14 protein-coding genes and 1 tRNA gene are annotated in these 12531 nt (G+C 70.7%); 10 read left to right on the forward strand and 5 right to left on the reverse strand.

The window, feature by feature from the left end; genetic code table 11:
* The first annotated feature begins 49 nt into the window (after positions 1-49).
* From ABFJ78_RS04610 to ABFJ78_RS04630, 5 genes are all read left to right on the forward strand, one after another.
* On the forward strand, positions 50-1276 hold the full coding sequence (locus ABFJ78_RS04610) for an extracellular solute-binding protein (protein ID WP_436384408.1): 1227 nt from the start codon (positions 50-52) through the stop codon (positions 1274-1276).
* Positions 1273-2316, forward strand: a complete 1044-nt coding sequence (locus tag ABFJ78_RS04615; RefSeq protein WP_436384409.1) for an ABC transporter ATP-binding protein — start codon at positions 1273-1275, stop codon at positions 2314-2316. The genes ABFJ78_RS04610 and ABFJ78_RS04615 overlap by 4 nt, the downstream gene beginning before the upstream one ends.
* Positions 2313-3206, forward strand: a complete 894-nt coding sequence (locus ABFJ78_RS04620) for an ABC transporter permease (RefSeq protein WP_436384410.1) — start codon at positions 2313-2315, stop codon at positions 3204-3206. Before ABFJ78_RS04615 ends, ABFJ78_RS04620 begins: the two co-directional genes overlap by 4 nt.
* Complete coding sequence (locus tag ABFJ78_RS04625; RefSeq protein WP_436384411.1) at positions 3203-4030, forward strand: ABC transporter permease; 828 nt, start codon at positions 3203-3205, stop codon at positions 4028-4030. The genes ABFJ78_RS04620 and ABFJ78_RS04625 overlap by 4 nt, the downstream gene beginning before the upstream one ends.
* Positions 4031-4143: 113 nt before the next feature.
* Positions 4144-4986, forward strand: coding sequence for a MerR family transcriptional regulator (locus ABFJ78_RS04630; RefSeq protein WP_436384412.1), 843 nt, complete (start codon positions 4144-4146; stop codon positions 4984-4986).
* Here the strand turns inward: ABFJ78_RS04630 and thrS are convergent.
* The 4 genes from thrS to ABFJ78_RS04650 all read right to left on the reverse strand — a co-directional run bounded on the left by thrS (position 4916) and on the right by ABFJ78_RS04650 (position 7860).
* On the reverse strand, positions 4916-6181 hold the full coding sequence (thrS, locus tag ABFJ78_RS04635) for a threonine--tRNA ligase (RefSeq protein WP_436384413.1): 1266 nt from the start codon (positions 6179-6181) through the stop codon (positions 4916-4918). The genes ABFJ78_RS04630 and thrS overlap by 71 nt on opposite strands.
* 127 nt (positions 6182-6308) lie before the next feature.
* Complete coding sequence (locus ABFJ78_RS04640; protein WP_436384415.1) at positions 6309-6932, reverse strand: dihydrofolate reductase family protein; 624 nt, start codon at positions 6930-6932, stop codon at positions 6309-6311.
* 57 nt (positions 6933-6989) lie between these two features.
* Positions 6990-7457, reverse strand: a complete 468-nt coding sequence (locus ABFJ78_RS04645) for a heme-degrading domain-containing protein (protein ID WP_436384417.1) — start codon at positions 7455-7457, stop codon at positions 6990-6992.
* 25 nt (positions 7458-7482) lie between these two features.
* The gene (locus tag ABFJ78_RS04650; RefSeq protein WP_372671700.1) at positions 7483-7860 is read right to left on the reverse strand and encodes a VOC family protein; all 378 of its coding nucleotides are present in this window, start codon (positions 7858-7860) and stop codon (positions 7483-7485) included.
* Positions 7861-7933: 73 nt separating this feature from the next.
* Between ABFJ78_RS04650 and ABFJ78_RS04655 the strand changes: the two genes are divergently transcribed.
* Positions 7934-9880, forward strand: a complete 1947-nt coding sequence (locus ABFJ78_RS04655) for a phosphocholine-specific phospholipase C (protein WP_436384418.1) — start codon at positions 7934-7936, stop codon at positions 9878-9880.
* Here ABFJ78_RS04655 and ABFJ78_RS04660 read toward each other — a convergent pair.
* A complete protein-coding gene (locus tag ABFJ78_RS04660; protein WP_436384419.1) occupies positions 9877-11106 on the reverse strand; it encodes a M20 metallopeptidase family protein in 1230 nt (409 codons plus the stop codon). The genes ABFJ78_RS04655 and ABFJ78_RS04660 overlap by 4 nt on opposite strands.
* Positions 11107-11183: 77 nt before the next feature.
* Here ABFJ78_RS04660 and ABFJ78_RS04665 point away from each other — a divergent pair, with 77 nt between their 5' ends.
* The 4 genes from ABFJ78_RS04665 (at position 11184) to ABFJ78_RS04680 (ending at position 12475) form a co-directional block, all read left to right on the forward strand.
* On the forward strand, positions 11184-11666 hold the full coding sequence (locus ABFJ78_RS04665; RefSeq protein WP_436384421.1) for a tRNA adenosine deaminase-associated protein: 483 nt from the start codon (positions 11184-11186) through the stop codon (positions 11664-11666).
* Between the two features lie 23 nt (positions 11667-11689).
* Entirely contained in the window at positions 11690-12118 is a 429-nt protein-coding gene (locus ABFJ78_RS04670; protein WP_436384422.1) for a nucleoside deaminase, read from the forward strand.
* A 20-nt stretch (positions 12119-12138) separates the two neighbouring features.
* Positions 12139-12354 carry a CsbD family protein gene (locus ABFJ78_RS04675; RefSeq protein ID WP_400867091.1) on the forward strand — a complete coding sequence of 72 codons (216 nt, stop codon included), beginning with the start codon at positions 12139-12141 and terminating at the stop codon, positions 12352-12354.
* 33 nt (positions 12355-12387) lie between these two features.
* Positions 12388-12475, forward strand: a tRNA-Ser gene (locus ABFJ78_RS04680).
* Positions 12476-12531 lie beyond the last annotated feature (56 nt).

The raw sequence follows: 12531 nt of genomic DNA on the forward strand, positions 1-12531 counted from the left end.
CTGATATACGATGCGACATACAACATTATCACGGACCCAGGGAGCAGCCATGCAGCGTCGCACCGGCTTCCGATTCCGACGAGTGCTCCTGGCGGCGAGCCTCGCCGCCGGTCTGGCGGCCTGTGGCGCGCCCGGCGGGGACGGCGGCCAGGCGGCGGATCCTTCGGCCGTGCCGGACAAGCCGAGCAAGCCCGTCGACCTGAACATCCTCGACGTCGCGGGCAACCTGCAGCTCACCAAGCAGATGATCGAGAACTTCAAGGCCGCGCACCCGGAAGTGCTCTCGAAGGTCACGTACTCGACGGCGCCCGCGCCGAGCATGGCGGGCAAGCTGAAGGCCGAGCAGGACGGCGGCGTCGCCCAGACGCACCTCGTCCTCAGCGGCACGGACGGCCTCTCCGCCGGCATTGCGAACGGCACGCTGGCGAAGGTGCTCCCGGACTTCGCCGGCCGGTTCCCGAACCTCATGCAGAACTACCTCGAACCCGCGGCCAAGATGCAGGAGTTGGCCAACGGCTACGGCGTCGAGGTCGTCTACTACCCGTCCGGCCCGCTGCTGGAGTTCAACCCGGGTGCGGTGCCCACGGCGCCCGCGTCGCCGCAGGAGCTGCTCGACTGGGCCAAGGCCCACCCGGAGAAGTTCCAGTACGCGCAGCCGTCCAACTCCGGCCCGGGCCGGACGTTCCTGATGGGCCTGCCGTACCTGCTGGGTGACAAGGACCCGAAGGACCCGGACAAGGGCTGGGACAAGACCTGGGCGTTCCTGCAGGAGCTGGGCAAGTACGTGAAGTACTACCCCTCCGGCACCACCGAGACCATGAAGAACCTCGCGTCCGGCTCGGTGGACGTGATCATGTCGACGACCGGCTGGGACATCAACCCGCGCAAGCTCGGCACGGTGCCCAACACGGTCAAGACCGCGATCATGCAGCCGATGCACTGGGTCACCGACGCCCAGTACGCCCTGATCCCGAAGGGCCTCTCGCCCGACCAGGAGTCGGCGATCCTGCAGCTGATCGCCTGGATGCTGAAGCCGGACCAGCAGGCGATCGCCTACGACGACGGCTACTTCTACCCCGGCCCGGCGGTCAAGGACGTCACCCTGCAGATGGCACCGCAGAAGAGCCAGGACACGATCAAGCAGTTCGGGCGCCCGGAGTACGAGCAGTGGATCGCGCAGTACCCCAAGGAGACCTCGCTGCCGGCCGACCAGCAGGTGAAGGCGTTCGACAAGTGGAACCAGCTGGTCGGCGGCTCGAAGGTCGGCAAGAAGTGACGTTCGGGCAGCTGCGGCTGGACGGCGTCTCGCGCAGCTTCGGCACCGCGAACGCCCTGAGCGGCCTCGACCTCGCCATCGCGCGCGGCGAGTTCGTGGCCCTGCTCGGCCCGTCCGGCTGCGGCAAGTCGACCGCGCTGAACTGCCTGGCCGGTCTGCTGCCCCTGACGGGCGGCAGCATCTGGCTCGACGACACCCGCATCGACGGCCAGCCCCCGGAGCAACGCGGGTTCGGGATGGTCTTCCAGAACTACGCGCTGTTCCCGCACATGTCGGTCCGCGCCAACGTCGGCTTCGGCCTGAAGATGCGCAAGGTCGGCCGCGCCGACGCCCGCCGGCGCGTGGACGAGGCCCTGCGCCTGGTCCAGCTCACCGACCACGCGGCGAAGTTCCCCGCGCAGCTGTCCGGCGGACAGCAGCAGCGCGTCGCCATCGCCCGCGCCGTCGTGCTCGAGCCACCGGTGGTCCTGATGGACGAGCCACTGTCCAACCTGGACGCCAAGCTGCGCCTCGAGATGCGGATGGAGATTCGCCGCCTCCACCAGACGCTCGGCCTGACCACGGTGTACGTCACCCACGACCAGGAGGAGGCCCTGTCACTGGCCGACCGCCTGGTGGTGCTGCGCGAGGGCGCGGTGCAGCAGATCGGCACGCCCGAAGAGGTCTACGCCCAGCCGGTGAACAGTTATGTCGCCTCCTTCATGGGGTATCGCAACCTGCTGGACGTGACGGTCACCGGAACCGCCGGCACCTCGGTCACCGTGGAGGGCGCGGGAGTCCGCCTGACCGGCCGCGGCTCGCTCGCGCAAGGCCCGGCCAAGGTGGCGATCCGCCCGGAGGACTTCGTCGTCGGCGACGGCGCGGAGAACGCCCTCGACGTCACGGTCGAGATCGTCGAGTACCACGGCCGCGAGCTTTCCGTCTCGGCCCGTCTCGAGAACGGGACGCCGGTGTACTTCCGGACGGACAAGCGCCTGGCCCCCGGCGACACCACCCGGATCGGCGTCCCGGCCGAGCGCGTCCTGGTGTTCGAGCCATGACGGCCGTCGCGAGTGCCCGCCCGGCACTGCGCCACCGCCTGGCCGAACGCGGCATCGACCGCACCCTGTTCCTCCTGGTGCCCGGCCTGCTGGTCACGGCCTGCCTGTTCCTGTACCCCTTCCTGTACGGCCTCCAGTTGTCGTTCGCCCCACGCCGGGGCGGCGTCTTCGCCAACTACGCGCGCTTCTTCGGCGATCCTTACCTCCGCGACACCATCTGGACGACGCTCGGCATCGCGCTGCCCGCGACGTTCATCAACGTGCTCGCCAGCATCCCGATCGCGTACGTGATGCGCGGCCGCGTCCGCGGCAAGCGCCTCCTGACGACGATCCTCGTCGTGCCGATCACGCTCGGCACGGTGCTCACCGCGCAGGGCCTGATCATGTACGGCGGCCCGGCGGGCTGGCTGAACAAGCTGCTCACCGTCCTCGGCGTCACCGACCAGCCGCTCCAGCTGATCCACAACTACACCGGCGTGCTGCTGTCCCTGGTGATCACCGGCTTCCCGTTCTCCTTCCTGCTGACGTTGTCCTACCTCTCGGGCATCGACCCCTCCCTGGAGAAGGCGGCCGCGACCCTCGGCGCGAACCGGGTCCAGCGCTTCCGCCGGATCACGCTGCCCCTGCTGGCTCCCGGCCTGGCGATCACCTTCTGCCTTTCGTTCGTGATGGCGTTCTCCGTGTTCCCCTCCGCACAACTCGTCGGCGACCCCGCGAACGAGACCCGCGTCATCTCGATCGCGGCCTACCACGCGGCGTTCGAGGAGTACGACTACTCGATGGGCTCGGCCGTCGCGATGCTCATGGCGGTGGTCATGCTGATCGTGATCGGCCTGGTCATGGCGTGGCGCGGCACGCTGTACCGCGGAGCGACCGGAGGCAAGGGATGACCGGTTGGGTCGCGCGTCCCGGACGTTGGGTCGTCTGGGCTGTCGTCGCGTTCTTCTTCGTCAACCTCGCCGGCGTCGTGCTCTCGGTGGTCGTCGACTCCTTTGGGGTGCAGTGGTTCGGCACCTGGCTCCCGGACGGCTTCACGACCCACTGGTACGCCGACGCGTGGCGCGAGTTCGGCCTCTCCGACGTCCTCCTCACCACGGCGATCGTCGCCCTGGTGGTGATCGCCGTGTCGGTGGCGGTCGGCGTCCCGGCCGCCTACGCGCTGGCCCGCCGCTCGTTCCCCGGCAAGCGCCTGGTGATGCTGCTGTTCGTGCTGCCGATCCTGATCCCTCCCATCACCTACGGCATCCCGCTGGCCACCGTGCTCTACAAGTTCCACCTGGCCGGCACGATCACCGGCGTCATCCTGGCCAACCTGGTGCCGTCGGTGCCGTTCGTCGTGCTGACCATGACGCCGTTCATCGAGCAGATCGACCCGAAGATCGAAGCCGCCGCGCGCATGTCCGGCGCGCGCACGGTCTCGGTGTTCACTCGGATCCTCGGCCCGCTGCTGCTGCCGGGGATCCTGGCCGCCTCGATCCTCGTGCTGGTCCGGACGGTCGGCATGTTCGAGCTGACGTTCCTCACCGCCGGCCCGGACTCGACGACCCTCGTCGTGGCGCTCTACAACTCCGTGTTCGCCGCGGGCATCCGGGCCAACCAGTCGGTCGACGCCATGGCGACCATCTACACCGCTTCCATGCTCGTGCTCCTTCTCGTCGCGTTGCGGTTCGTGAACCCGACCCAGCTGGTCACCCGGATCCGGGAGGAGGCCTAGCTAGTTCGCTCATGCGTTCGACTTTACCGCCAAAAGTCGAACGCATGATCGACACGATCGAGCGAATCCGCAGGTCTTGCGCCTCCCCCGAGGGGAGCTGCCACGCTTGTGGCATGCGGTATTCGATCGGCGAACTCGCTCACCGGACCGGGCTGACGGTCAAGGCTGTCCGGTTCTACTCGGATCGCGGCCTTGTGCCGCCGTCCGGGCGCAACACCGCGGGCCAGCGCCGTTACGACGACGCCGCGCTCGCCCGGCTCGACGTCATCCGGGTCCTCCGCGACCTCGGTGTCGACCTCGCCACGATCCGGCGGGTGATCGACGGCGAGACCACCGTCGCGGAGGTGGCGGCGGAGCACGCCGCGGCGGTGGAGGCGCAGATCGGCGTGCTGCGCCGGCGAAGGGAGGTGCTGAACGCGGTGGCGGACCGCGGCTCGTGCCCCGAGGAAACGAGTCTCTCGCACCAGCGGGCATTGCTGTCCGAAGTGGAGCGGCAGTGCCTGATCGGCGACTTCCTCGCCGATGCGCTGGGTGCTCGTCCCGAGCTGGCGGGGATCGCCCGGACCCTGACCCCGGACCTGCCCGAGGACCCCAGCCCCGAGCAGGCCGAGGCGTGGCTCGAGCTGGCCGCGCTGATGCGGGACACGGAGTTCCGCGCGAACCTGCGCCGGTTCGCCGACCGTCACGAAGCCGGGTTGCGTCGTGACCTGGCGGCCGAGGTGCGGGACGCCGTCACCCCGGCCGTCGCGGCCGGGATCGTGCCGAGGTCCCCGGCGGCGAAGGCGATCGTCGACGGGCTGGGGCGCGAACCCGGCGAGCTCCGGGAATGGCTCGACGTCGCCAACGATCCGCGCCGCGAGCGCTATATGCAGCTATTGGGGGTGATCAACGGCTGGGCGGCACCGGAAAGCCTGGCTCCCGCCTTCGACTGGCTGGCCGAGGCCATGGCGGCCTGACCGCCTCCAGGATCGATGCCAGCGCGTCCTCCACCGGTTGGGCGTCCACCCGGCGTCCGTCGCGCAACCGGACGGAGAGCTGCCCGGCGGCGACCTCCTGCGGCCCGATCACGGCCTGGAACGGCACCAGCCGGCCGTCCCGGATCCGCGCGCCGAGGCTGCCTTCGGACGCGATCTCGACGCGCAGGTCGTCGCAACTGTCCAACAGCGACCGCGCGTAGGGGAGTTCGGCGGCGGACAGCGGCAGCAACCGCAGCTGCACCGGCGCCAGCCAGGCCGGGAACGCGCCGCCGTGGACCTCGACCAGCTGCGCCACCGCGCGTTCGACGCTGCCGATGATGCTGCGGTGCACCATGACGGGCCGGTGCTTCGCGGCGTCCGCGCCGACGTACTCGAGGCCGAACTGTTCGGGCTGGTGGAAGTCGACCTGGACGGTGGACAGGGTCGACTCGCGACCCGCGCTGTCGGCGATCTGGACGTCGATCTTCGGGCCGTAGAAGGCGGCTTCGCCCTCGACCGCGTCGTACGGGAGGCCGTCGAGGACCGAGCGCAGGATCGCCACGGCGCCGTCCCAGTTGCCGGGCACGTACTTCCCGCCGGGACCGGGCAGGGACAGGCGGTAGCGCGCGGGGCGGATGCCGAGCGCGTCGTAGGCCTGCCGGATCAACGCGAGCGCGGCGGCGGCCTCGGCTTCGACCTGGTCGAGGGTGCAGAAGACGTGCGCGTCGTTGAGCTGGATCGCGCGCACCCGGTTCAACCCGCCGAGCACGCCGGACAGCTCGCTCCGGAACATCCCGCCGAGCTCGGCGATCCGCAGCGGCAGTTCGCGGTAGCTGCGGCCGCGCGAACGGTAGATCAGCGCGTGGTGCGGGCAGAGGCTCGGCCGCAGCACGAACTGCTCGCCGTCGACGTCCATGGGTGGGTACATGTCGTCGCGGTAGTGCGCCCAGTGCCCGGAAATCTCGTACAGTTCCCGTTTTCCGAGCACCGGCGAGTGGACGTGCCGGTAGCCGGCGTGGCGTTCGAGACCGTGGACGTACTGCTCGAGGCTGTGCCGGACGACGGCGCCGTCGGGCAGCCAGTAGGGCAGGCCGGCGCCGATGAGCGGGTCGGTGCCGAACAGGCCGAGTTCGCGGCCGAGCTTGCGGTGGTCGTGCACTGTGGACTCCTCGTGGACGGCGAGGCGGAGGACCACAAGACGAAAGCCCGGGGCGACCGCCCCGGGCTTTCGTGAGCATGGATCAGCGCGCCGGGACACTTTCCGGCGTCGTCGTGTTCGCTGCGCGCTGCATGGATTCGACGGTAGCAGGATCGTCCAGCTGTTATTCCGGCACGAGCCGGAACGTGTCGAAGTCCGGTTTTCCGGCGGGCCGCAGCACGAGCACGGTGACGCCCGCGCCGGTGCGCCGGGTTTCGACGTGTTCGAACTTCTTCGGCACGACTCCGTCCGGGAAGAGCCGCCGTCCCTTGCCGAGCACCACCGGGAAGAACCACAGCCGGTACTCGTCGACGAGGTCGTGGTCGAGCAACGTCCGCAGCAGCTCGCCGCTCCCGTGGACCTGGATCTCGCCGCCCGGCCGGGACTTCAGGTCGCGGACGGACTCGACGACGTCGCCGCCCACTATCGACGTGCCCGCCCACGGAGAGTCCTTCAGCGTGCGTGAAACCACGTGCTTCGGCAGGCCGTTGAGCCGCGACGCCAGCGGGTCGGCGGGGTCGGTGACCTTCGGCCAGTGCGCGGCGAAGATGTCGTGCGTGCGACGGCCGAGCAGGAAGGCGCCCGCGCGGGCGATCCACTCCTCAGCGAGGGCCGCCATGCCTTCCTCGTAGAACGGCGTCACCCAGCCGCCCAGGTCGAACCCGCCGGACGTGTCCTCGTCGGTGCCGCCCGGGCCCTGGTAGACGCCGTCCAGGCTCAGGAACGTCGTGGCGATCAGCTTGCTCATGGTGCCTCCTCGGATGCCGGGTACCAGTACGTCACCCGGGGAGGCGCCGGATCGACATCAGGACGCCAGGAACAGCTCCAGCTGCTCGACGACGAACGCGTGGTCGTCGGCTTGCGGGAGCCCGGACACGCCCACCGTCCCGACCGGCCCCACGCCGCGGACCAGCACCGGGAACACGCCGCCGTGGGCCGCGTACTCGTCCGGGTCCAGGCGCGAGTCCGCCTCGAACGAGCCGCCCTTCGCGCGGAACTGCGTGCCCACGTAGAGCGAGCTGTGGCCGTAGCGGTCGACCACGCGGCTCTTGCGGTCGATCCACGCGTCGTTGTCCGCGGACGTCCCGGGCAGGGCCGCGTGGAAGAGACGCTGGCCGCCGCGGCGGACCGAGATCGTCACCGGCAGCCCGCGCTCCCGCGCCGCGGCCAGCAGCTGGGCGCCGAGGGCCAGCGCCGTCTCGTTGTCGAACTTCGTGAACTGGAGACGTTCTTCCTGGTCAGCGAGCTGGGCGAGGCGGTCGGCTTCGGTCATCCACCCATTAAATCAACACTGTTGTTTAATCGCCAGTGAACTCGGTCAGGGACAGCACGTTGCCGTCCGGATCGCGGAACCAGGCGATCCGCCCGCCAGGCGTGGTCCAGATTTTGTCGGTGTCCTGTGGCAGCGTGTCGAACGTGAGGAACTCCACGCCCCGGTCGCGCAGGCCGGCCACCGCGACCCGGATGTCGGCGACCGCCCAGCCGAGCACCGTGAACGGCTGGGGCGTGAATTCGGCGACGGCGGTGACGCGCAGCATGGTCGTTCCGCTTCGGAACACACACGCGAAGGGGGTCTGCTCGATGAACTCGAGCCCGGCGACATCCGTGTAGAAGGCACGTGAACGTTCCAGGTCGGTCGACGGTGCGAAGGCGACCAGTTCCGCTGAACCGAGCATGGCTCCACCTCTCTCCCGTCGGCGAAGCTACCTGGTTCGCCGACGTGGGAGAACCTCGTGCGAGGAGGCAGGCATGGGCCGCATCCGGCGGCGCACGGTGCTCGGCGGCGCGGCCGCGGCGACCGTCGCCGGCTCGCTGACGGCCGCGTGTGCGGCGCCGCCGCGCAAGGGGACGATCGACGACGTACGCCACGTCGTGGTGCTCATGCAGGAGAACCGGTCGTTCGACCACTACTACGGGACGATGGCCGGCGTCCGCGGCTTCGGCGACCGCGCGGCGCTGCGGGACGTCTTCCGCCAGCGCGGCAAGGGCGCGCCGGTGCTGCCGTTCCGGGTCGACACGTCCGTTGTGGACGGCCAGGACCTCGGCGAGCTGCCGCACGACTGGAACAGCACGCACCGCGCGTGGAACGGCGGCGCGTACGACGCGTGGGTCGCCGCGAAGAGCCCCATGACGATGGGGTACTTCACGCGCGACGACATCCCGTTCCAGCGCGCGTTGGCGAGCGCGTTCACGCTGTGCGACCACTACTTCTGCTCGATCCAGGGCCCGACGCAGCCGAACCGGCTGTTCCACTGGACCGGCACGATCGACCCGGAGGGCATTGCCGGCGGCCCGGTCACGCACAACTTCCCGGACTACGAGCCGTCGTTCCGCTGGACGACCTACCCCGAACGGCTCGAGTCCGCCGGGATCACGTGGCGGATCTACGCGAACGACGAGGAGCGCGGCGTCCCCGAGCACTTCGTCGGCGACTACGGCGACAACCCGCTGTGGCTGTTCCAGAACTTCCACGACGCGCTGTACTCGATGGACCCGGTGAAGCGGCGGCTGGCCGAGCGCGCGAACCTGCGCACGAAGCTGCTGCCCGATTCGGGGAAGGGCAAGGAGCTCGACCACGTGCTGGCGGAGTTCCTCGCGGACTGCGCCGCTGGGACGTTGCCCGCGGTGTCGTGGGTCGTGGCGCCGTACGGCTACTGCGAGCACCCCGCCGCCCGGCCGGTCGACGGCGCCGCCTACATCCAGCGGATGCTGAAAGCGTTGTGGGACAACCCTTCGCTCTGGGAGTCGACGGTCGTCTTCATCAACTACGACGAGAACGACGGCTTCTTCGACCACGTCGTCCCGCCGACGCCGCCACCCGGAACCCCGGGCGAGTACCTGCCGGGCAATCGGCCGGAGAGGGGTGGGGCGTCCGGCGCGCCGCTGCCGATCGGGCTGGGGCCGCGCGTGCCGATGACCGTCGTCTCGCCGTGGAGCCGCGGCGGCTGGGTGAACTCGCAGGTCTTCGACCACACGTCGGTGCTGCGGTTCCTCGAAACCTGGACCGGGGTGCGCGAGCCGAACATCTCGGCCTGGCGCCGCGCCATCTGCGGTGACCTGACCAGCTGTTTCGACTTCCGCGCGCACGACACGACGATCCCGCTGCTGCCGGACGCGGACGCGTTGCGCGCGGAAGCCGACCGGACGCAGTCCCGGCTGCCGAAGCCCGGGCTGGGGCCAGGGGCGCTCGTCCAGGACCCCGGCACGGCGAAGGCGCGCCCGCTGCCGTACCAGCCGGTCGCCTGGGTCACGGCCGGGCCGGGTGTGCTGAAGCTGCACCTGGCCAACCACGGAACGCAGACGCTGCAGCTGGCCGCGTACGCCTACCACGCGGGCGGAGCGTCACAACGCTTCGACGTCGCCCCGAAGACCGAGATGACCGGCGAAGTCCCCTACGCCGAGGCGTACGACATCGCGATCCACGGGCCGAACGGCTTCGTCGTCGAGGCTTCCGGCAAGGCGGGCCTCGACGCGTCCGTCACGTTCACGCCGGCGCCCGCGCTGCGCGTCACGGTGACCAACAGCGGGCCGGCGCCGGTCGCGCTGAACGACGTCACCCTTCCGCCGGGTGGGTCGCACGACTACCCGGTGCCGGCGACGAACGGCTGGTACGACCTCGTTTTGGAGACGCCGGGGTGGCGCCGCCGCTTCGCCGGCCACCTGGAGGACGGGAGGCCATCCAGGACCGGGCCTTAACGCAGGGCGTCCAGCGCGAACGCGGCGAGCATCGCGACGCCGCTCGGCATCGCGTCCTCGTCGAAGAGCACGCGGTTGGAGTGGTTCGCCGCCGCCTCGGCGGGGTCGACGCCGGGTGGGCACGCGCCCAGGAACGCGTACGCGCCCTGGACGCGTTGCAGGACATAGGAAAAGTCCTCGGCGCCCATCAGCGGGTCGGCGAGCAGCTCGACGTTCTCCTGGCCGAGCACCTCCGCGCCGAGCCGCAGGACCTCGGCGGCGACGCGGTCGTCGTTCACCGTCACCGGGTAGCCCGGCTCGACGTCGGCGACCACGCGGCACCCGTACGCCGCGCCGACCTGCTCGCACACCTTGGGCAGCTCGGCGCGGACCAGCGCGCGCGTCGGCTCGGAGAGCGTGCGGATCGTGCCCTCGAGCTCGGCGGTCTCCGGGATGATGTTGGACGTCGTGCCGGCCTGGATCCGGGTCACCGAGAGCACGGCGGGGTCGAACACGCTGACCCGGCGCGTGATCATCGTGTGCAGCGCCCCGACCATCGCCGCGGCGGCGGGCACCGGGTCGATCGTGTGCTGCGGCGCCGAGCCGTGGCCGCCCTTGCCGGTGACGCGCACGTGGAACGAGTCCGCCGACGCCATCAGCGGGCCCGGCCGCACCTGCAGCAGCCCGCTGCGCGCGTTGGCCAGGATGTGCACGCCGAACGCGCGCTCGACCCGCGTCCCGGCGGCGTCGAGCACGCCCTCGTGGATCATGAACCGGGCGCCGTGGTGGCCCTCCTCGCCCGGCTGGAACATGAACACGACCGAGCCGGCCAGCTGGTCCTTGCGCCCGGCGAGCAGCCGGGCCGCCGACGCCAGCATCGCGACGTGCGTGTCGTGCCCGCACGCGTGCATCGACTCCTCGTCCTCGGAGGCGAAGTCGAGGCCGGTCTCCTCGGTGAGCGGCAGCGCGTCCATGTCGCCGCGCAGCAGCACCGCGGGGCCGGGCTTCCCGCCGCGCAGGACGGCCGTCAGCGACGTCGTGGCCTTGCCTTCGGTGATCTCCAGCGGCAGGTCGGCGAGGGCCTCCTTGATCGCCGTCTGGGTGCGCGGGAGGTGGAGCCCCTGCTCCGGGTGGCGGTGGACGACGCGCCGGAGCGCGACCGTGCGGTCCTGCAGCGCCCGCGCGTCGTCGAGGAGGCCGGCGAACGGCGTGCCGGGCAGGGTGGGCAGGTCAGTGGGGCCGGTCATGGTCCCGATAGTGCCCCATGCGGCGCTTCGGGCGCACCGTGCGTGCGTTCGGTCGAGCGGCGGAATACGGTGTGCGCATGGCGGTGGATGAGCCGGTCACGGGCTTCGCGGTAGCCGTGGTCCGGGAAGACGGTCGGTGGCGGTGCAGTGCGCTCGACCCGGGGGCGCTGACCGAGCTGGACGCAGCGATCACTGAACTGGGCAAACTACGTTCCACCGGCGCGAGCTTCGGGCTCCTGGCGGTCGACGACGAGTTCTTCGTCATCGTCCGCCCGAGCCCGCGGGGGCCGTCGTTGCTGCTCTCGGACGCGGCGGCGGCGCTGGACTACGACATCGCGGCGGACGTCCTCGACGTCCTGCGCGTCGATCCACCGGACGAGGAGGACGACTCCGTCTGGCCCGAGGGCGACCTGGGGATCCTCGCGGACCTCGGGCTGCCCGGGCCGGAGCTGGAGGTCATCGTCGGCGAGGTCGACCTCTACCCGGACGAGCAGCTGCAGATGGTCGCGCAGCGCTGCGGGTTCGGCAGCGAGTTCGCCAAGCTCCTGGACGAGCTCTGAGACGGCTGTCCGACACCGAGGCCGTGGAGGCCGCGCTGGAGGCCGCGCGGGCTCCGGGCGCGGACGTCCCGATCGGGGCGGTCGTGTTCGGCCCCGACGGTGTCCCCCTGGCGGCGGCGCGCAACGCGCGCGTCGAGCTGGGCGACCCGACGGCACACGCGGAGATCCTGGCCCTGCGCGCGGCGGCGTCCGTGGTCGGCGACGGCTGGCGCCTCGAGGGCTGCACGCTGGCGGTGACGCTGGAGCCGTGCACGATGTGCGCGGGGGCGCTGGTGCTGGCCCGCATCGCGCGGCTGGTGTTCGGGGCGTGGGAGCCGAAGACGGGCGCGGTGGGGTCGCTGTGGGACGTGGTGCGTGACCGCCGTCTCAACCACCGGCCTGAGGTGCACGGAGGCGTGCTGGTCGACGAGTGCGCCGCGGTCCTGGAGACGTACTTCGCTACGCGTCGCTGATTTCTGGGTACTCCTCCGGTATGACGATGAAGCACAAGATCCAGCAGGCAGTGGGTAGTGCTCGCGAGAAGGCCGGCGAGGTGACCGGTAACCGCCGTCTGGAGTCATCGGGCCGCGCTCAGAAGCGCTCGGCCCAGTTCCGCTCGGCGGTCGACGACGTCCGGGTACGGGCGGGCCGCGCGGTGCGGGAGGCGCAGGTCAGGCTCCGGTCCGGGCGCCGTATCGACCCCTCGTGAGGCCGCGGCAGGCCCTCGGGTATTGTTCTCGGCGGTGGCGTGTCCGAGCGGCCGAAGGAGCACGACTCGAAATCGTGTGACGGCTAATCCCCGTCCGTGGGTTCAAATCCCACCGCCACCGCTCTCATCCGGACCCCCGGTCAGCTCAGCTGGCCGGGGGTTCGTGCGTTCCCGGTG

Origin of the sequence: Amycolatopsis sp. MEPSY49 (assembly GCF_051337345.1) — a bacterium.
Classification (GTDB): Bacteria; Actinomycetota; Actinomycetes; order Mycobacteriales; family Pseudonocardiaceae; genus Amycolatopsis.

What these genes read in the sequence shown, in the direction of transcription:
- ABFJ78_RS04610 (WP_436384408.1), top strand. Translation starts at nt 50, where the DNA reads ATGCAGCGTCGCACCGGCTTCCGATTCCGACGAGTGCTCCTGGCGGCG.
- ABFJ78_RS04620 (WP_436384410.1), top strand. Translation starts at nt 2,313, where the DNA reads ATGACGGCCGTCGCGAGTGCCCGCCCGGCACTGCGCCACCGCCTGGCC.
- ABFJ78_RS04625 (WP_436384411.1), top strand. Translation starts at nt 3,203, where the DNA reads ATGACCGGTTGGGTCGCGCGTCCCGGACGTTGGGTCGTCTGGGCTGTC.
- ABFJ78_RS04630 (WP_436384412.1), top strand. Translation starts at nt 4,144, where the DNA reads ATGCGGTATTCGATCGGCGAACTCGCTCACCGGACCGGGCTGACGGTC.
- ABFJ78_RS04640 (WP_436384415.1), bottom strand. Translation starts at nt 6,932, where the DNA reads ATGAGCAAGCTGATCGCCACGACGTTCCTGAGCCTGGACGGCGTCTAC.
- ABFJ78_RS04645 (WP_436384417.1), bottom strand. Translation starts at nt 7,457, where the DNA reads ATGACCGAAGCCGACCGCCTCGCCCAGCTCGCTGACCAGGAAGAACGT.
- ABFJ78_RS04650 (WP_372671700.1), bottom strand. Translation starts at nt 7,860, where the DNA reads ATGCTCGGTTCAGCGGAACTGGTCGCCTTCGCACCGTCGACCGACCTG.
- ABFJ78_RS04655 (WP_436384418.1), top strand. Translation starts at nt 7,934, where the DNA reads ATGGGCCGCATCCGGCGGCGCACGGTGCTCGGCGGCGCGGCCGCGGCG.
- ABFJ78_RS04660 (WP_436384419.1), bottom strand. Translation starts at nt 11,106, where the DNA reads ATGACCGGCCCCACTGACCTGCCCACCCTGCCCGGCACGCCGTTCGCC.
- ABFJ78_RS04665 (WP_436384421.1), top strand. Translation starts at nt 11,184, where the DNA reads ATGGCGGTGGATGAGCCGGTCACGGGCTTCGCGGTAGCCGTGGTCCGG.
- ABFJ78_RS04675 (WP_400867091.1), top strand. Translation starts at nt 12,139, where the DNA reads ATGACGATGAAGCACAAGATCCAGCAGGCAGTGGGTAGTGCTCGCGAG.